We start from the raw sequence: 18,915 nt of genomic DNA, 5'->3' as shown, positions 1-18,915 counted from the left end.
TTAGCAGGGACTAGGTAGCCGCGGACTTGGGATGCAAAACTACTTTTTGGGCTTCCGCCACAGCCAGAAGGGGAAGCCAGTGCGGGTACTATCATTGAGTGAACGGATATGTACAGTATGAGTCCCATCTGGATTGATTTGCACTGCCGTGTCGTTATGGCGGTGAATCACCGTGTGAGTTCCATTCGAATTGACGACTACGGGAGTTGCACTCTGCGCATTGTGGACGGTTGAATGAGTGCCGTCCGAATTCACAATAACAGCCGTGCCAGCTCCCTGATGTACAGTCGAGTGCGTCCCATCAGGATTGACTACCACGGTGACCTGAGCTAAAGCGCCAAAGTAAAAGAACAGCAGAGAGAAGCTCAATAGTAGGGGTTTCATATACTTATTGCATTAGTTGACAGCGTCTGTGCAAGAATGATGCTAATGCGTATCTGTTACATCAATGCGCCTCAGTATAGGGTACTACCTTTACCCATTCGCACGGTTGTCACCCCGCCAACGCGTCGTCTGTAAAAAGACGAAGCCCCGGCTGCGGCAACAGTCGGGGCTTCAGGAAGTGGGTGGTTAGTAGACCCTCAACCTAGCAGTTATGGGTAAACGTGTGAAACAGAAACCGGTTGGCAAAGCCAATTGGTTTCACGTTGTGCTATTATGTATACAGCATAGAGTAAAGTAAGTCCATAAGTAGATATTAATTATAGTAATTGGTAATACTACAGATCAAGCAATACAGTTTCTGGCAATTGTTTTACTTCTTTATGTCGTTCTAAAATTTCCATTGTTAGATTAACGATACTTCTAGCAGCTTTTATTTCGTTGTTATTATCTTGGCAACCATCATTGTAGCTGATATATTTTATTCTATTATTGGCACGAACTTTTATATGAATCTTGTGAGAAGGTACAATGTCTGATTCACACTCAATTTTCGATGTATCGGGATAAGTGGTATAATTAATTTTTCTTAAAAGAGAATAAAGTTCTTGCTTTTCTTGGATAGTAAATGTTGTATAAACCACTGAATCGGAGTATTCAATTATATTTCTCCCTGTTTCTCTTCCGTTTATTATTTCCTTCTTTTTTGGTTTTTTAACGCCAGAACGCACATAAGTTCCATTGAATGTATCAACCTTATCATGAAACATTCCTTCAATTTTTATAGCAAAATCTGCGGGTATTTCGGATTGGTTCCAAGTGCATGATGAAATTGATAGTGCTACTAGGACTATTATGTATTTAACAGGGCTTTTCATACATTATTAAAATAAAAGGCAGTGGTATAAAGGGAGGTGATGCAGCAGTTTGTTCATTTCGGCGAAGGGTCGTTTTCTAAGTGCTGTTTGCCGTTATCAGTGTTGAGGCAAAAACGTCAATCACCTCTCTTTATACCACCGCCAAATAAAAACCCCGCGTCAGCCTTACAGCCGACGCGGGGTTTCGTTGTTTAATTGGCTATTGCCAAGCTACTACATTCGGTTGATAATCTCGTCGCCGAACTCGCTGCATTTCAGCAGGGTGGCACCTTCCATTAGGCGTTCGAAGTCGTAGGTGACGCGCTTGGAGGCAATGGCGGCTTCGAGGCCTTTGTAGATGAGGTCGGCGGCTTCCTGCCAGCCCAGGTGCTCCAGCATCATGGCGCCCGAAAGGATAACCGAGCCGGGGTTCACCTTGTCCTGGCCGGCGTACTTGGGGGCCGTGCCGTGGGTGGCCTCGAAGATGGCGTGGCCGGTGAGGTAGTTGATGTTGGCACCCGGCGCAATACCAATACCGCCCACAATGGCGGCCAGCGCGTCGGAGATATAGTCGCCGTTCAGGTTCAGGGTGGCTACCACCGAGTACTCGGCGGGGCGGAGCAGAATCTGCTGCAAGAAGGCATCGGCAATGCTGTCCTTAATGAGGATCTTGCCACCGTCGAGAGCGGCTTTTTGCTGGGCATCGGCTACTTCCTGGCCCTGCTTGGCCAATACTTTATCGTACTGGCTCCAGGTGTACACTTTGTCGCCGAATTCCTTCTCGGCCAGCTCGTAGCCCCAGGTTTTGAAGGCGCCTTCGGTGAACTTCATGATGTTGCCCTTGTGCACAATCGTCACCGATGGTTTTTTGTGCTCAATGGCGTACAGGATGGCGGCGCGCACCAGGCGCTCAGTGCCTTCCTTGGAAACCGGCTTGATACCAAACGACGACGTTTCGGGGAAGCGGATTTTCTTCACGCCCATCTCGTCTTGCAGGAATTCCAGCATTTTCTGGGCCTGCGGCGTGCCGTTCATGTACTCGATGCCAGCGTAGATGTCCTCGGTGTTTTCGCGGAAGATGACCATGTCGGTCAGCTCGGGGTGCTTTACGGGGGAAGGCACGCCTTCAAACCACCGCACCGGCCGGACGCAGGCATAGAGGTCGAGTTCCTGGCGCAGGGCCACGTTCAGGCTCCGGATGCCGCCGCCTACCGGCGTGGTGAGGGGGCCTTTGATGCCCACCAGGTATTCGCGGAAGGCATCCAGCGTTTCGTTGGGCAGCCAGTTGTTGCTTTGCTTGAACGACTTTTCACCGGCCATCACCTCTTTCCACACCAGCTTGCGCGCGCCACCGTACGCTTTTTCTACGGCTGCATTGAATACGCGCACAGAGGCCGCCCAAATGTCCGGACCCGTACCGTCGCCCTCGATAAAGGGAATGATAGGCTGGTCAGGTACATTCAGTTTGCCGTTTTTGATGGTGATTTTTTCTGCCATTGGGAAAAGTGTCAGTTGTTAATTGACGGTTACTGGTGTTTTAGTAGTTAGTTTTTAGTGCATAGTGCGTAGTGCCTAGTGCCTAGTGGAGAAAAAGCGGTTCTGGTTTCGAGGAACCGCCTAAGCACCAAGCACGAGGCACTACGCACTAAAAATCAATAGCCGAAAATCTCTTTCAGCGTGAGTTGCTGAAGCTGGCCGTATTTGGCTAGCTCCTTGAAATTGAGACGGTCTTTGGAGCCAATGACCAAGATGGTCTGGTTCTGACCTTTCACGCGGGCCTGCTGAAACTTTTGCAGGTCGGTGAAGCTCATGTTGGGCGTTTGTTCATACACGTCGCGGCGCAAATCGTAGTCGAGGCCGAGGCGCTTGGCCCGCTCGTAGCTGAACAGGATATCCGACTTGGTGATGCGCTCCGTGGCAATGCTGTTGCGGATGGCGTTTTTGGCGATTTGCAGGTTGGCCTCGGCCACCGGCATGTCGTTGAGCAGGGTGTTCATGCCGGCCATAGCCTCGGGCAGCTTGTCGCTCTGCGTGCCGATGTAGCTCATGTTGTAGCTGCTGCGGCCCGCCTTATCGGCATTGGCGAAGCGCGACGAAGCCGAGTAGGCCAGGGCCTTGCTTTCGCGCAGCTCCTGAAACACGATGCTGCCCATACTGCCGCCAAAGTACTCGTTGTAGAGGCTAGTGGTGGGCACAATGCCTTTGTCGTAAACGGGGCCCTTGCTCAAAAACAGGATTTCGGCTTGCACCATGTTGTAGTCCACCCAATAGACCTTGCGCGCGTTCATGGGTTGCTCCGCGAAATCCTTATTGGCCGGTACCGGCGTGAGTTCAGCAGGCGTTTTGTGAAACTTTAATAACACATCTGTAACGCCATTCAGAGTGTCTCTTTTTGCAGGTAAGTTATCATGAGGATAAAGAGTAGTGTTGATGACACCCCATACTTTGCGCGGCCCATAATACAGCACGCGGTGCTGATACGTAGGAATGCTCTTGATGAGTGCCGTGAGCTGTTCGGGTTTCAGGGCCTTCAGCTCTTTCTCGCTGAGCTGGCTGGTGAAGGGGTTCTTGGGGCCGTACTTGGCGTAGTTCACCATGGCCTGGCTCAGAATCACTTGCTTGTTGAGCTTGGCATCCTGGCGCGACTTTAGTACGCCGGCCACCATGTTCTTGAGGGCGGCGGCGTCGGGCTTGGGCGCGTTCAGCAAACTTTCAAACAGCTGCAAGGCCGGCTCCATGTTGCTGTCGAGGCCGCTGAGGCTCACGTAAATCCGGTCCTGGCCGCTGCTTACCGCAAACGAGCAGCCCAGCTTATAGAACTCCTGCTGCAACTGCTCGGCGGTGTACTTATCGGTGCCGAGGTACTGCAAGTAGTCGGCGGCGAGGCCCAGCTTGGGGTCGTTGTTGGTGCCCAGGTCGAGCAGGTAGTACAGGTTGAAGAGGTTGTTTTCGGTGTTGCGGGTGTAGAACACCGGAATGCCCGACGCCAGCTTGGTTTCCTGAATGTCCTTCTTGTAGTCCAGAAACACCGGCTGCAAGTCGGGGGAGCTGAGGCCGGTAACTTGCTTGTAGAAGTCGGAAGCCACCTCACGGTTGACGGGCACGGGCGTAATGGCGGGCTTCACCACCTTCACGGCGTTGGGGTCTTTGCCGGTGCGCTTGTTGATAACGGCGTAGCCGGGGCCGTAGTACTGGTTGGCCACGCGCATCACCTCTTGCTTGGTGATGGTGCCGAAGTCGTTGATTTGCTTGAGGTAATCGGGCCAGTCCTGCCGTGCCACAAAGGCATCGACGAAGGCGCCGGCGCGGGCCTCGTTGCTTTCGTAGCTCTTGGTGCGTTGCAGCTTTTCGTTGTTGATGATGGCCGGAATCAGCCACTCCGGGAAGTCGCCTTTCTTTACTTTGTCGAGCTGCGCGAGGAGCAGGCCGCGCACTTCTTCCAGCTTCTGGCCCTGGCGCGGGGTGGCGTACAGCACGTGGGCGCTGTAGTCGTTGTTGAGCATCGTGAACGAAGCCGCCTGCAACACCTTCTGCTGCTGGTTGAGGTTGAGGTCAATCAGGCCGGCCTGCCCGTTGGTCAGGATTTTGTCCATCATGCGCAGCACCAGCGCCTCGCGGGAGGTAGAGCCGGGGAAGCGGAAGCCGAGCATCACGTTTTCCGCATCGGGGCCCACTATTTCCTTCACGATGGGCGCGGTAATAGGCGCTTCCTGGGCCACCTCAAACGCCGGCACCGGCCGGGCTTTCAGCTTGCCGAAATACTGGTCGATGATGCGGATGGTTTTGTCGTAGTCCAGGTCGCCGCTCAGGCAGAGCGCCACGTTGTTGGGCACGTAGTACTTTTCGAAATACCGCTTAATCTCCGTAATCGACGGGTTTTGCAGGTGCTCAATGGTGCCGATGGTGGTTTGGGTGCCGTAGGGGTGCTTCTGAAACAAGCTGCCATTCAGCGCCTCAAACTCTTTGGAGAAGTCGTTGTCGAGGCCGCGGTTCTTTTCCTCGTACACGGCCTCCAGCTCGGTGTGGAACAGGCGCGGCACCATCTCGCCCAACCGCTCACTCTGGATGGCAGCCCACTTTTCCAGCTGGTTGCTCGGAATATCTTCCTGGTACACCGTCTGCTCGACGGAAGTGTAGGCGTTGGAGCCTTTCGCCCCGATGGCGCCCATCACCTTGTCGTACTCGTTGGCTACGGCGTACTTGGCCGCCACGCTGGAAATCGAGTCGATTTGATGGTAGGTGCGCTTGCGGGCGGCGGGGTCGTTGCGCTGGCTGCGGTACACTTCGTAGAGCGCCTCAATCTTATCCAGCTCGGTTTTTTCGGCCACCCAGTTCTGGGTGCCCAGCTTCGAGGTGCCCTTGAACACCATGTGCTCCAGGTAGTGCGCGAGGCCGGTGGCGGTAGCGGGGTCGTTCTTGGAACCGGCGCGCACGGCCAGGTAGGTCTGGATGCGCGGCGCGTCGTCGTAGTCGGAGAGGTAAACGGTCAGGCCGTTGGCCAGGGTGTAGATGCGGGCTTTGAGCGGGTCGCCATCTACGGTCTGGTACTTGTAGTCTTTCTGCTTGGCTGGCGTGGCATCCGCGGTGGGGGCTGTGGTAGTGGCCGCCGCGCTGGGTTTGCTGGTTTGGCACTGCGTGAGGCCGAGAGTTGCCAGCGCGGGAATGAGAAGCAGAGAAGTTTTTTTCACAAGTTGGCTGGCGCGGCAGGTAGCAGTTCAGAACGGTATTAAGGAGTCAAAGATAGGCGGACCCCCTGGGAATAAAAAGCTCGGCTTATCCCTAAATCCCCCTCCACGGCCTCGAAGTGCGAAATTTTATGTATGGGAAGCACGAATCCGGTTAGAACCGGGGGCTTGTTGGAAAGCTGTGTCGCAAACGTTTGCCTCACACTAAACGAACCGGCTGCACTGAATAGGTTTCAGCACAGCCGGTAAATGATCCAGCTACTCGTTCAGCGCCGGGCGGCGCTTTTAGTCGGCGTCCAGGCCGAGGCGCTGTTGCATTTCCGCCAGCATCGGGAATTTCTCTTTCAGGTATTCCAGCTTGTCGGTGGCGGTGTAGAGCTTGCGGCCGGTACTTTGCTGCTCCACCACTTCGGCCTGCACGTTGAGGCGCGGGTAGCCGGTGCGGCGGCGCAGCTCTCCCAGGAAACCCGCCCGGAACTCGTTGAACTGGTCTTCCTGTACCGGGTTGTCCACGCGCAGTTGAATCAGGTGGTGCTCGTCGGCGGAAATGGGCCGGTTGAGCACGCCGAATTCGCTCATGCTGTGGGTTTTACGTTCCTCGGTTAGCTCTTTCCACACCCGCTGTAGCAGGGCATCATCAATGGGCGGCAAGCCGGTAACGGGGCCGCTGGGTTCGGTATCAGCCACCACTTTGCTGGCGGCGGCTTGCTCGGCCATTTGGGCCTGCATGTCCTTGAGGCTACCCAGGCCGGGCAGCTTGCTGGCAAGGCCCAACGGCTTGCCCAGCAGCGGCATGCCGGGGCGGGGTGGGAGCGGGGCCGCCGTGACGGGCATCTGGCCCGGCTCGTGGCCGGCTATGCTGGGCTTGCCGATTTCCACGTGGGGCACCGTGTCGCGCAGCTGGCTGGTGGTGGGCACTTCCGTAGCCGCCTCATCCTCAATGCTAGGCGTGTCGTGCAGCTCTTCCACGCCGCTGTCTACCGGCACAATCGGCTCGGGGTCGGCAGGGGCGTGGGCGAGTTGGTTGTTAGCTGTTGGTTGTTGGTTGTTGGTTTTCTGAACCGGAGCAGATTGCGCCGTGTCGTTGGAGGAGCCGTACGCAACACGGGTTTCGGCGGTGCCGTCGGCTACGAGCTGGCCGTTGGTGGGAGTTGAGGGCGGCGCGGCAGAGGCAGTAGCCGGGCCAGCACTTACACTACTTTTTTTTTTATCCTCGCCGTTTGATGCGGCGGCCGGGCCGGCCCCCATTTCGCGGGCAAATTGTACGGCGCCGTTGAGGTAAGCCAGCTTCATTAAGGTCAGCTCGACGTGCAGGCGCTGGTTTTTGGCTTGCTTGAACTCCCGGTCACACAAACTCACCAAGTTCAGGGCCGACAGCAGAAACGACAACGACGCGGCCTGGGCCTGCTGCACGTAGCGGCCCCGGATGTTGTCGGATACTTCCAGCAGCTGCACGGTCACGGGGTCTTTGCACACCAGCAGGCCGCGCAGGTGCTCGGCGGTGCCCACCACAAAGTTGTGCAAATCGAAGCCGTTCTGCATCACCTCTTCCAGCAAGAGCAGCGTGGCCGACAGGTTCTCGGTCAGCAGGCCATCTACCAGCCGGAAATAGTATTCGTAGTCCAGAATGTGCAGGTTCTGCACCACGTCCTTGTAGGTGAGGTCGTGGCCCGAGAAGGTCACCATCTGGTCGAACATGCTCAGGGCGTCGCGCAGGCCGCCGTCGGCCTTTTGGGCCAGTAGGTGCAGCGCGTCGTCTTCGGCCTTGATATTTTCCTGGGTGGCTACGTGGCGCAGGTGCCCCCGGATGTCGTCTACCCGAATCCGGTTGAAGTCGAAAATCTGGCAGCGCGACAGGATAGTGGGGATAATCTTGTGCCGCTCGGTGGTAGCCAGGATGAAAATGGCATAGCCCGGCGGCTCTTCCAGCGTCTTCAGAAAGGCGTTGAAGGCCGCATTCGAGAGCATGTGCACTTCGTCGATGATGTACACCTTGAAGCGGCCCTGCTGCGGGGCGTAGCGCACCTGCTCCACCAAACTGCGAATGTCTTCCACCGAGTTGTTGGAAGCCGCGTCCAGCTCGTGCACGTTGAAGGAGGCGTTTTCCTGAAACGCCCGGCACGACGAGCATTTGCCGCAGGCTTCCAGCTCGAAGGGCGTGTTGTCGGGGTCGGCGGCGGCCAGCAGGGCATCGGGCACGATGTCGGGCTGAGCTTCTATCAGCTCGGAAACCGGCCGGCTTTTGCGCACGTGCTCCTCTACAAACTCGCAGTTGATGGTTTTGGCCAGAATCCGGGCGCAGGTGGTTTTGCCCACGCCCCGCGGGCCGCAAAACAGGAACGCCTGCGCCAGATGCTGGCTGGCAATGGCGTTTTGCAGGGTGGTAGTGACGTGCTGCTGCCCCACCACGCTGCGAAACGTGGCCGGGCGGTACTTGCGGGCCGAAACAACGAAATTCTCCATAGCTACTAGCTACAAAGATACGCAAAGCGGTACCCGAATCCGCTGCCGATTAGCAAGGGAAGCGGCAATATCTACGGTAAAAATCTGGCACGGCCACGCTTGCCATGAGCTGTATTAGAGAATGTTTCAGGTTGTTAATCACATGAATATGTGATTGTTATCAGGTGATGATTGCGCGTATTTGCGGATGCTTGGGCAGCGGCTGCAATTGGCCGGCCCGGCTGGTTGTCGCTGGCCGCCTGCTTGTTCCGGCTTTCCGGCAATTTTCTTTCTATTCACCCTTTCAACCGCCTGATTTCGTAGGCTTCCCCCACTTTATGAAACAGTTGCTTTCTGGTTTTTCCGTCCTGTTGCTGCTCGCGCTGGGTTCTGCGGCGGCAGCAACGGCGCGGCCGTACCCCGTGGCTTCCTCTGCCGAAACTGCCCTCACGCCCGATGAGCAGCTGTTTACCAAGCTGGTAGGCGAAGTTGCTGCGGCCATGGAAAAAAAGAATATGCAGGCCTTGGGCGAGCTGATGACTCCCGGCTATACCCATTACAACCCCAACAACGGGACCAGTCACAAAGCCGACGAAACAGCATTCATTGCCACCTGGCCCCCAACCACCATCAAGCTGGTGGGGCCGGTGCAGGTAAGTCGTTCGGGTAATATGGCCGTTACGGTGTCGCAGCACACCTACTCGTCAACTGAAAATGGGCAGGCTACCAGCCGCACGATGCAGCACATGATAGCCTGGACGCTGCATAATGGCAAATGGCAGATGGATATTGTCCAGTCCAAAGAAGTAAAGGCGTAGCATAGCTCAGCACCATGTAGCAATGGCTGAGCAAAGCCCCGGCAAGCGAACCTGCTAGTGGTCCTCTTGCCGGGGCTTTGAAGTTTCCTGGTCTGCCAAGAGTTGCTGCCGGGGACTGGTAGGAACTCGCAAATCCACTTGTTACCCAAGTTGCGCGGTACGCGGGCCGGTACGTATCTTCGCTACTATGCCAGCAGCTTCGCTATCCGGGACGGCCCCAGCGCCCGCGCCTCTCACCTGCGCCGTCGTCGATGATGAGCTGCTGCCCCGGCTGGCGGTGGTGAAGGCGTTGCGCCAGCACCCCGGGTTGCGCTGCGTGGGCCAGTTCGAGAGCCTGGAAGCCCTGACCAGCAGCCTTGATACCCTGCCCGACGTGCTGTTTCTGGATATTGGCATCGGGCAGACGAACGGGCTGGACTATTTCAAAAGCCTGCCCGAGCCTCCCCTGACGGTGTTCATCACCTCGCACCTGGAGTATGCGGTGGAGAGCTTCGAGGCCGCCGCCTTCGACTATATCGTGAAGCCGCTCACCGACGAGCGGTTTGCGCGGGTGGCGGCCCGCCTGCTCGACCACCAGCTCCTGCGCCACAAAGCCACCCTCTACGAGCTGCACGTCGGTGCCGAGTTTATCAGCATTCGGGAGGGGCACCGCACCAGCCGCGTGCCGGTGCAGGACATCGTGTACCTCGAAGCCCTCGACAATTACACCCGCATTCATACAGCCCAGCGCCGCTACCTCACGCTAGCCAACCTGCGCGACCTGTGCGAGCAGCTGCCAGCCGCCCGTTTCCTGCGTATTCACCGCACCTACGCCGTGGCCGTAGCCAAAGTGAGCCAGCTAGCCGGAGCTTCGGTGGTAGTAGATGGGCTGGAACTGCCCGTAGGCCGCACCTACCGGCCGCAGGTAGCAGCGGCACTACTGTAAGCGCCTGATTGCGAAGTGTTAGGCAGGAAGCCCGGCATGCGGAGCTGGTTGAAGCATCTCGCGGGCTGATGGTGTGATGGTAATATTATCTTAAGTGTACTTATACAGACAATAGAGCCGAGTAGGGGCGGGGCTGGCCCCCGCCTTACGCCGGCACCGTTTCAACGATTCCGTTCGACGACGGGCGGGGGCCAGCCCCGCCCCTACCGCCTAAACCGCGCGAGGTTGATAAGTAGCCTTCAACTCTGCATCTTTACCAAGGGCTTATGATGCTCAGGCCGTTGTGGCGGGCAGTGATACTGTTTTGATATTTTGCTCTGGTATGATGCGTGCACTGCGAAACACTTGGCCGCAAGGAGCATTCTTGCTGGCGCTGGCGGCCGGAACAGCCGAGCCAGGGCGTGCGCAACCAACCCAACTAGCGGCTCAGGTTCGTGCCCTCAACCAGCAAGCGCAGCGGCGCGCCGACTTACGGGAGTTTGACGCGGCCGCGCTGCCGCTTTACAACCGGGCTTGGCGCTTGGCGCAAGCAGCCCACAACGATACGCTGGTGGGCCGCCACGCCTACCACGCCGGCCGTAGCTACTACAACTTAGTTCGCCTCGATAGCGCCGTTTTCCTGCTTCGGTTGAGTTGGCAGGCCAGTTGGCGCGCCCAGGATCTAGCCCAGGTTATCAGTGCGGGCAACTTTCTGATGCTCACCTACGGCGACCAGGGCCGCCCCGATTCGGTGCGCGCCATGCTGAGCCGCCTGCGCGCCTTGTACCCGCGCACCCGTCCGCGCACCGAGGCTCGTGCCCGCCTCGACAACGTGCTGGCCGGCCACTACCAGGACCAAGGCAACTACGCCCGCGCCCTCGACTACCGCCTCGCGCAGCTGGCCTATGAGCGCCAAACCCACGATACCGTAGGCACGAGCGTGGCCTTAACCAACATTGGGGAGCTGTTTTACTTGCAGGGCCAGAGCCGGCAGGCCATCCGCTACAAGCTGGACGGCTTGCGGCTGGCCGAACAAACGCCGGCCATGCGTACCACGCTGCCGCAGCTTCACGCCATGCTGGGCAAAACCTATCTGGAGGCTGGCCTTCCCGACTCGGCGCGGCTGCACTACGAGGCGGGTTTGCGCCAGCTGGGCTCGGCCCCCGACCCGGCGGCGTCGGCTTACCTGCACGCCGAGCTGAGCAGTGTGCTAACCCGGCAAGGTAAACTGGCGCTGGCCCGCCAGCACAGCCAACAGGCCGTAGCCGCCGTGGCAAATTCCGAAGACCTTGATACCAAAACTACCGTGTATTTCTACGCCGGCGAAGTGGAGCTAAAGGCCCGCAACTACGCCGCGGCCCGGCGCTATTTGCGGCAGTCGTACGACCTGGCCCTGCGAGTGCAGAACAAAGACCGGTACGAGGCCATTACCCGGCTGCTGGCTGAAGCCGAGGCGGGTACCGGCCACTACGCCGAGGCCTACCGCCTACGCAGCTATTCGGCCGCCCTGCTCGATTCAGCGCACGTGGGGGAGGGGCAGCGGGCTATGGCGGCTATGGAAGCACGCTACCAAAACCAAGACAAGCAGCGCCAGATTCAGCTGCTGAAACTAGAAACGCAGGCGCGGGCCGCCGAGGCCACCCGGCAGCGCCGGGCCACGTATTGGGCCCTGGCCGGGGTGGGCGGACTGCTGTTGTTGCTGGGGCTGATTGGGTACCTATTGCGGCAGCGGCAACGCACGGCCACGCTGCTGGCCCAGCAGAACGCCCGCCTCGCCGAAGCCAACCAGACCAAAGCCCAGCTGTTTTCCATCATCAGCCACGATTTGCGGGCGCCGGTGAGCAGCTTGTTTCAAATGCTGGAAATCATGCTCGACGCGCCCGACTTGCTGGATGAAGAAGCCCGCAACGCTCAGGTTGTGCACCTGCGCCAGACTTCCCGCGACCTGCTGGCCACGATGGACGAGCTGCTGGTATGGTCGAAAAACCAGCTCGACCGACTTGATCTGGTGGGTGAAAACGTGGCCCTACCTGTGCTGCTGGCCGAATTGCACGCTTTGTACGCGCCCCTGGCCCAGCAGAAGCACCTCGACCTGCAAATCAGCTGCCCGCCCAACCTGCACCGCCGCACCGACCCCAATTTCCTGCGCGTAATTCTGCGCAACCTGCTGCAAAACGCCGTGAAGTTTACGCCCCCCGGTGGCCAGGTGCGCCTCGATGCCGAAGCTGGCCCCGGTGCCGCCGTCACCCTGCGCGTCCGCGACACGGGGCCGGGAATGGCTGCCAGTCAACTAGAGCAGATGCTGAATGCTCCCGCTTCTAGTTCGGCACATGGGTTGGGTTTGCGCCTCACCCAGGAGTTTGTGCGCCGCCTGGGGGGTACGCTCCGCGCCGAATCGGTGCCGGGCGCAGGCAGCGTGTTTGCAGTGGTGGTGTAATAAACTACCGAACAATGCGGAGACGCGGCACTTGGCGGCTCGGGGCTGAACGATACCGCGCTAGGTATTTCACCGGGTATCGGAGCCGCCAAGTGCCGCGTCTCTACACCATTCTGGTGGCAGTTCACGCGCTGGAATTGTCGTTTACCAATTTTTTCTGTTGTTCACCCTGGGTACGGGGAGTGGTTGGCGTGAAAGAAGCAGCTTTGGCTATATATCCAATTGCCGAAGTAGTACTGCCTTTCCAACGCCATGTTCCACCTCCTGCTTTCCCATCTAAAATCTCTGCGAAAACTGGCTGCCTTGCTGCTGCTCGTTGGCCTGAACCCGTTGGCCGTGCAGGCGCAGGTAGGCGTGGGCACTACCACGCCCGATGCCTCCGCCGCGCTGCACGTGAGTGCCACCAACAAAGGCGTGCTGTTTCCGCAGGTGAATCTGGCCTCGCTCACTGATGCCGCGGCCGTGCCCAGTCCGGCCCCGAGTGTGCTGGTATTCAACACCAACGCAGCCTTGAGCGGCGGCGTAGGGTTCTACTACAACGCTGGTACTGCTGCCGCTCCCGCCTGGACCCGGCTCAACACGGGCACAACTCCGGCGGGGGCAAACTGGAACCTCACCGGCAATGCCGCCACCGACCCAACTGTCAACTACCTCGGCACCACCGACCGGCAACCACTGGTGTTGCGCACTCAGGGCACGGAGAAGGCCCGGCTGGGCCTAAACGGCGCGTGGTGGCTGGGCGGAGCCCCTATCGGCTCACCTACTTATCCCGATAACAACGTGCTAATGGGCTACCAGGCCGGTAATGCACTGGCAACGGCCGACATCAACAATCAGTTTGTAGGGTACCAGGCGGGATTCAACTCAACCAGCTCGTTCAATCAGTTTACGGGTTTTCAGGCGGGCTACAGCACCACCAACGGCACCGACAACTACTTCAGCGGAATGCGGGCCGGCTATGCCAATACCACCGGCAACTACAACCACTTTGTGGGGTATCAGGCGGGGTTGGCTAGCACTACGGCATCGGGCAACCACTTCGAGGGGTACCGCGCCGGCCAGAGCACCACCACCGGCGACAAAAACCACTTTGTGGGCTACACGGCTGGCATGGCCAACACCACCGGCCGGGAAAACAGCTTCAGCGGGCATGAGTCGGGCCGCAGCAATACCACCGGCAGCCGCAACGTGTTCAGCGGTAGAAGCACCGGCTATGCCAACACCTCCGGCGACGACAACGTGTTTGCAGGAACTAACAGCGGTACCTCCAATACCTCCGGCGACAACAACGCTTTCCTGGGGGCGGGCAGCGGCCACGACAACACCACCGGTAACCGCAACACCTACCTGGGCTTCAATGCCGGCTACCACCTGCGAGGCACCGACAACGTGACCCTGGGCAACGCGGCCGGCTCCGGCGACGTGAGTTCTTCCGTTATCCTACTGGCTGACCAGGTGACGCTGGTGGGCAGCCAAGCCGGCCAAAAAAACACGGCCGATGGCACAGTGGCCATTGGCTATCAGGCGGGGTTGAACAACACTACGGGCCTGGGCAACCAGTTTGTAGGCTACCAGGCCGGCCTCGCCAACACCACCGGCAACGAAAACTACGCCAGTGGCTACCGGGCCGGCCTGCGCCTCAGCTCCGGCGACAACAACAGCCTGGTGGGCAACCTGGCGGGTACCAGCGTCAGTACGGGGTCTTACAACACCGCGCTGGGCTACAATGCCGCTTCCACCCTAACCACCGGCAGCCGCAACACCCTGCTCGGCTATGATGCCGACGTAAACAGTGCTGGCCTGAGTTACGCCGCGGCCATTGGGGCCGGGGCCACCGTAGGGGCCAGCAACGCGCTGGCGCTGGGCGGCAGTACCAGCACCACGCAAGTGCGGGTGGGTATCGGGACGGCTACGCCCAACTCGCGCCTGAGTCTGACGCCCAGCCTTGCGGAGCCCAAAATTACGCTCTTCGACAACGGCAGCACCTCCGCCCACTATGGCTTTGGCGTGAGCACCGGGCAACTCAACTACCACGTCAGCTCTTCGTCTGGCAGCCACGTGTTCTACGCCGGCGGCAAAAACGGCGACGGCACTGAGCTGCTAAGCATTACGGGCAACGGCGAAGTGCAGAAGCCCGCCACCGGTGATGCCAACCTGCTGCCCATTGCCTACGGCCGGGTGGTGGGCAACACGTCCAGCACCTACCCGCAAGCCATAATTACGGCCAACACGATTTCCGGCGAAGTAGACATTCAGTTTCTGGGGGCGCTGGCCGGCCGCAACCTGGGCAATGCTACGGTTATCGTGACCTGCATTACCACGGGCCGTATAGCAGTGGCGCACGGGGCCAGCAGCGGGCACATCATCGTCAACATCAGCAATGCTGCCACCAATGCCGGCGCGGCCGGCGACTTCCAGTTCGTGGTGTACCAGCCCTAGGTTTTCCTCGCAATTCTTCACTCCAATTATCTGCTTACTATGAAAAACTTCCGGTTTCTCACGCGCCCCCTTGCGCCGCTGCTGTGCGGTATGGTGCTGCTTGCTGCCTGCGGCGACGACAAAGACGATGAGGCCACCGCCGCCGGCGACGGTACCGTTACCTGGACGCACAACGGCCAGACCTACACCAGCACCACGTTTTCCAGCGCCATTGTGGATGGCAACAGCAAGCTGATTATTACCGGCTCGTCTACCGACCAGAAGAATGCCGTGTCGTTGAGCTTGCAGGGCATTGATACCAAGGGTGCCAGCGCCTACGACCTGCGCAAAGGCTCGGCGCTGGATAATCTGCCCTCGGCGGCCATTACGCTCAGCACTGGCACCACCGGCACCACCCACAACACGCTGTATGGCCCCAGCGCCAGCAACGGCACCATCACGGTAACGCAGTACGACAAAGCGGGGCAGAAAATCAGTGGCACGTTCAGCTTCACGGCGGGGGCGGTGCCCAACACCAGCGCCACCGGCACCCAGGCCGTCACCAACGGCAGCTTCAGCTTCACCAAGTTCCGGTAGCCCGGCTTTTTGAACCACCTGGTTGTCTTGCTCAGAGCACTTCTCCGGCCCATTCTCGCTATGAAAACGCTGCTACAATTCTTGCTCTTATTCCTGCTGTTGCTTGCCTCCACGGCCTTGCGCGCGCAGGTAGGCGTGGGCACTACCACGCCTGACAGCAAAGCTGCCCTCGACATTCAGGCTGCCGACAAAGGCCTGCTGATACCGCGCCTGACGGCCGGGCAGCGTACCGGTATTGCCAATCCGCCCCAGGGCCTGATGGTGTACCAAACCGACGGCACACCTTCGGGTGGGCTGCAATCGGGCTTCTGGTACTACGCCGGCGCGCCCGCGCAGTGGGTGTTTCTGGACCCTACCCCCAATAGTGGCGGCCTGACGCTGCCGTATTCGGGCACTTACTCGGGTGTTGGCAATGCGTTTGGAGTAAGTAATACGGGTATTGGGGCAGCTATTGTAGCCACCGCAACGCTTAGTGCGGCCGTGAGTGGTACCAGTACGAGCAGCGGGACGGGCGTAGCGGGGGCCTCGGTTGTTGGTACCGGGGTGCGGGGTAGCAGCAGCGGCGCGGGGGTAGGCGTGAGTGGTAGCTCGGCAACGGGCGTGGCCATGCAGGCCCAAAAAGCCGCCGCGGTGCCACTGCTTGGCATCCCTGGCCAAACGGGCCGGGTAGCCGAATTCACCAACAACCATGCTGACAACGACTCCACGGCCCTGTACGCCAGCTCGGTGAGGGAGCGGCCGGCCTTGCGCGCCGTAAATACCTCTACCTCCGGCCAAGCCGCCATCCGGGGGGTGAAGCAGGCTGCCGCCCCCGATGGTAGTGGGGTGGAAGGCGTGATAACCAGCGGCGCCAGCGGCAACGCGGCCGGCGTGCGGGGCCTCGACCAAAGCGGCGCCAGCACGGGCAGCGGCGTACTGGGCCAAACAACCGGCGGCTCAGGGGTGCGCGGCCGGGCCACCGGCTCCAATGGCTACGGGGTGCGCGGCGAGGCGGCGGGCAGCAGTGGCTACGGCGTGTTCGGTACGGCAGCGGGGAGCAACGGCATTGCGGTAGCGGCGCAAGCGGGTGGCCCGGCCACCGCCATATATGGGCTGACTACTGGTACCGGTCGGGCGGGCTATTTCGGGCAGAACAACGCCAGCAGCTCGGCCGCGGTGCTGGAAATCGGGCAGAGCGGTACGGGCCCGGTTTTGCTGCTGAGCGCCGGCACCCGGCCCGCCGAAGTGAACAGTACCGCCACGGGCGCGGCCAACCTGCTGCCCGTGGCCTACGGCCGGGTAGGACCCACGGGCGCCGTGCTCAGCGGCACCGGCAATTTCACGGTGGTCCAGAACGTGACGGGGCTGGGCTCCTACACCATTACCCTAACCGGTATGAGCGGAGTCAACTTCACCAATGCCATCTGCCAGGTAACACCCCGTTTCGGCACTTTATCCAAGCCCAACCAGACCTTCGCGGCCTCTGCCAACGGTGGCCCCAATGGCCGCATCGACGTGCACATCAGCGACCTGACGGCGGGTAATAACCTGGAAGAGCAAGGCTTTTCCTTTGTCGTGTACCAGCCCTGAAAAGCTGTACTGGCTCTTTTCTGCTTATTCCGATGCATACTACAAACAACTTCTGCCGGGCCTTGACCAGCCTAATGGCCTTACTGCCGCTGGCGGCGCCGGCGCAGCTTGCCGTGCCAGCTGGCAGCACCCTGAGCGTAGGTAGCGGCGGCACGCTAAGTGTGCTGGGCGCGGTACTCAACGCCGGAACCATCAGCAACCAGGGCGCCGTGCAGCTTACCGGCAACCTGAGTAGCACCGGTACGCTTAGCGGTACCGCGGGCCAACTGAAACTAACCGGCACCGGCGCCCCCCAAACCCTGAACATAACCAGCCTGGTACCGGCCCTGGAAGTTCTGAATCCGCAGGGTGCCACGCTGGCGGCGCCATTGCGGGTACGGGCGTTGGCGCTTACGGGCGGCGCCATCCGGCTTGGGGCACACACGCTCACGTCCGTCACCGGTGGCAGCATTACCGGCGTTGATGGTGCCGCGGGCCGCTTCATCATCACCGATGGCGCGGGCATGTTGCAACAGTTGGTAGGCAGCACGCCCCGGCTGTTTCCAACGGGCGCCAGCACCACCAGCTACGCCCCGGCCACCCTCACCCGCTCCGCCGGTACCGAGCTGTACGAGTTGCGCACGGCCAATGGCTTCCTGAGCAACGGCAGCACGGGCACCCCACTCACCACCGATGCCGTGGGCCTGCATTGGGAACTGACCCCGCCCGATGCCGTACCGTTCGCCCTCATGGTGCAGTGGCAGGCCACCGACGAGCTGAGCAATTTCAACCGGGCCCAATCGGCGCTGGGGCGCTGGAACGGTACGGCCTACGGGCTGGCAGAAGCCTTCGGGCCGGTAGGTGGTCCGCCGCCCTACGGCCGCACCGTGAGCGGCCTTACCAGTGCCGGCCCCTACGTGGTCCTCGACCGCCAGGCCCCGCTGCCGGTGGAGCTGACGCGCTTTGAAGCCACCCGCCCCGCCGGGCAGCCGCGGGTACTGCTGAGCTGGGCCACGGCTTCCGAAAAGAACAACGCCGGTTTCGAGGTGCAGCGCCAGGATGAGGGCCAGACCACCTTCCGGCGCGTGGGCTTTGTGGCCGGCCGCGGCACCAGCACTGCCGCCACTGAATACACCTTCCAGGACCTCAACGACTTTCGCGGCCTGAGCTACTACCGCCTCCGTCAGCTCGACCACGACGGCACCGAAAGCTTCTCGCCGGTGCGCGCCGTAGCGGGCCTGGCAAGTGGCACCCCGTTCAGCTTGGCCGCGTATCCGAACCCCGTAGCCGCCCAGGCTCCCCTCACGCTGGAAATCACCGGGCCGCTTCCCAAAGACCTGCAACTAACGCTTTATGCCGCCGATGGCCGCGTGGTGTACCGCCTCAGCTGGCCCATTGGCCAAACCCAGCACAAGCTTTCCGCCGACCTGCCCGCCGGGGCCTACTGGCTGCGCTACCACGCTGCCAATGGTACTACCGGCACGTTGCCGCTGCTGGTGAGCGAATAGCTTGCTTCAGTGAATGCGCCGGTGCGGTACCTGCCAGGCACCCGCCGAAGTGCTCTTTTCGCCCCAAGTAGTGCTGCCTCTCTACCCCGTTCAAACCATGAAAACTGCTGCCTTTCTTCTCAAATTCATGTTCTGCGCGCTGCTGATAACCACGCTGGTGCTGGTAGGTTCCAACCTACGGCCTAGCCACCGCCAAGCAACTGCTCCGGCTGCGTTGCAGGCGCAGGGCGCGGCACCTTCGGCATACGCCTACACTCAGGCTGAGCGTCGATGAGCTGCTTGCTCACAACCACATGATTATGTGATTGTGAGCGGGTGCT

At 59.9% G+C, this 18,915-nt stretch carries 12 protein-coding genes; 8 read left to right on the top strand and 4 right to left on the bottom strand.

Annotated elements, in window-relative coordinates; all coding sequences use genetic code 11:
- Positions 1-719 precede the first annotated feature (719 nt).
- The 4 genes from J0X19_RS06690 to dnaX form a co-directional block, all read right to left on the bottom strand.
- On the bottom strand, positions 720-1,259 hold the full coding sequence (locus J0X19_RS06690) for a hypothetical protein (protein ID WP_206982943.1): 540 nt from the start codon (positions 1,257-1,259) through the stop codon (positions 720-722).
- A 213-nt stretch (positions 1,260-1,472) separates the two neighbouring features.
- Entirely contained in the window at positions 1,473-2,735 is a 1,263-nt protein-coding gene (gene icd / locus J0X19_RS06685; RefSeq protein WP_206982941.1) for an NADP-dependent isocitrate dehydrogenase, read from the bottom strand.
- A gap of 155 nt (positions 2,736-2,890) precedes the next feature.
- Positions 2,891-5,926 (bottom strand): M16 family metallopeptidase, encoded by a 3,036-nt coding sequence (locus J0X19_RS06680; RefSeq protein ID WP_317194757.1) that lies wholly within the window; start codon positions 5,924-5,926, stop codon positions 2,891-2,893.
- A 282-nt stretch (positions 5,927-6,208) separates the two neighbouring features.
- Positions 6,209-8,386, bottom strand: coding sequence for a DNA polymerase III subunit gamma/tau (dnaX, locus tag J0X19_RS06675; protein WP_206982938.1), 2,178 nt, complete (start codon positions 8,384-8,386; stop codon positions 6,209-6,211).
- 317 nt (positions 8,387-8,703) lie between these two features.
- On the opposite strand from dnaX, the gene J0X19_RS06670 reads away from it, so the two are divergent.
- The 8 genes from J0X19_RS06670 (at position 8,704) to J0X19_RS06635 (ending at position 18,869) form a co-directional block, all read left to right on the top strand.
- Positions 8,704-9,183: a nuclear transport factor 2 family protein gene (locus J0X19_RS06670; protein ID WP_206982937.1), complete on the top strand. Its 480-nt coding sequence runs from the start codon at positions 8,704-8,706 to the stop codon at positions 9,181-9,183.
- 187 nt (positions 9,184-9,370) lie between these two features.
- Positions 9,371-10,108, top strand: a complete 738-nt coding sequence (locus tag J0X19_RS06665) for a LytR/AlgR family response regulator transcription factor (protein WP_206982935.1) — start codon at positions 9,371-9,373, stop codon at positions 10,106-10,108.
- Between the two features lie 322 nt (positions 10,109-10,430).
- Positions 10,431-12,524 (top strand): ATP-binding protein, encoded by a 2,094-nt coding sequence (locus tag J0X19_RS06660; protein WP_206982933.1) that lies wholly within the window; start codon positions 10,431-10,433, stop codon positions 12,522-12,524.
- Between the two features lie 303 nt (positions 12,525-12,827).
- Positions 12,828-14,963, top strand: coding sequence for a beta strand repeat-containing protein (locus J0X19_RS06655; protein ID WP_206982931.1), 2,136 nt, complete (start codon positions 12,828-12,830; stop codon positions 14,961-14,963).
- Between the two features lie 39 nt (positions 14,964-15,002).
- The gene (locus tag J0X19_RS06650) at positions 15,003-15,539 is read left to right on the top strand and encodes a DUF6252 family protein (protein ID WP_206982929.1); all 537 of its coding nucleotides are present in this window, start codon (positions 15,003-15,005) and stop codon (positions 15,537-15,539) included.
- A 60-nt stretch (positions 15,540-15,599) separates the two neighbouring features.
- Positions 15,600-17,108, top strand: a complete 1,509-nt coding sequence (locus J0X19_RS06645; protein ID WP_206982920.1) for a hypothetical protein — start codon at positions 15,600-15,602, stop codon at positions 17,106-17,108.
- A 32-nt stretch (positions 17,109-17,140) separates the two neighbouring features.
- Positions 17,141-18,595, top strand: a complete 1,455-nt coding sequence (locus J0X19_RS06640) for a T9SS type A sorting domain-containing protein (protein ID WP_206982918.1) — start codon at positions 17,141-17,143, stop codon at positions 18,593-18,595.
- Positions 18,596-18,692: 97 nt separating this feature from the next.
- Complete coding sequence (locus tag J0X19_RS06635; RefSeq protein WP_206982916.1) at positions 18,693-18,869, top strand: hypothetical protein; 177 nt, start codon at positions 18,693-18,695, stop codon at positions 18,867-18,869.
- Positions 18,870-18,915 lie beyond the last annotated feature (46 nt).

This window comes from Hymenobacter telluris, assembly GCF_017313265.1.
Taxonomy (GTDB): domain Bacteria; phylum Bacteroidota; class Bacteroidia; order Cytophagales; family Hymenobacteraceae; genus Hymenobacter; species Hymenobacter telluris.
Note: the sequence above shows the minus strand (reverse complement) of the source record. Positions and strands in the feature narration are given on the sequence as shown.

Coding starts and splice junctions, on each gene's coding strand:
- dnaX (WP_206982938.1), bottom strand. CDS start 8,386: ATGGAGAATTTCGTTGTTTCGGCCCGCAAGTACCGCCCGGCCACGTTT.
- J0X19_RS06645 (WP_206982920.1), top strand. CDS start 15,600: ATGAAAACGCTGCTACAATTCTTGCTCTTATTCCTGCTGTTGCTTGCC.
- J0X19_RS06650 (WP_206982929.1), top strand. CDS start 15,003: ATGAAAAACTTCCGGTTTCTCACGCGCCCCCTTGCGCCGCTGCTGTGC.
- J0X19_RS06635 (WP_206982916.1), top strand. CDS start 18,693: ATGAAAACTGCTGCCTTTCTTCTCAAATTCATGTTCTGCGCGCTGCTG.
- icd (WP_206982941.1), bottom strand. CDS start 2,735: ATGGCAGAAAAAATCACCATCAAAAACGGCAAACTGAATGTACCTGAC.
- J0X19_RS06670 (WP_206982937.1), top strand. CDS start 8,704: ATGAAACAGTTGCTTTCTGGTTTTTCCGTCCTGTTGCTGCTCGCGCTG.
- J0X19_RS06690 (WP_206982943.1), bottom strand. CDS start 1,259: ATGAAAAGCCCTGTTAAATACATAATAGTCCTAGTAGCACTATCAATT.
- J0X19_RS06665 (WP_206982935.1), top strand. CDS start 9,371: ATGCCAGCAGCTTCGCTATCCGGGACGGCCCCAGCGCCCGCGCCTCTC.
- J0X19_RS06660 (WP_206982933.1), top strand. CDS start 10,431: ATGATGCGTGCACTGCGAAACACTTGGCCGCAAGGAGCATTCTTGCTG.
- J0X19_RS06640 (WP_206982918.1), top strand. CDS start 17,141: ATGCATACTACAAACAACTTCTGCCGGGCCTTGACCAGCCTAATGGCC.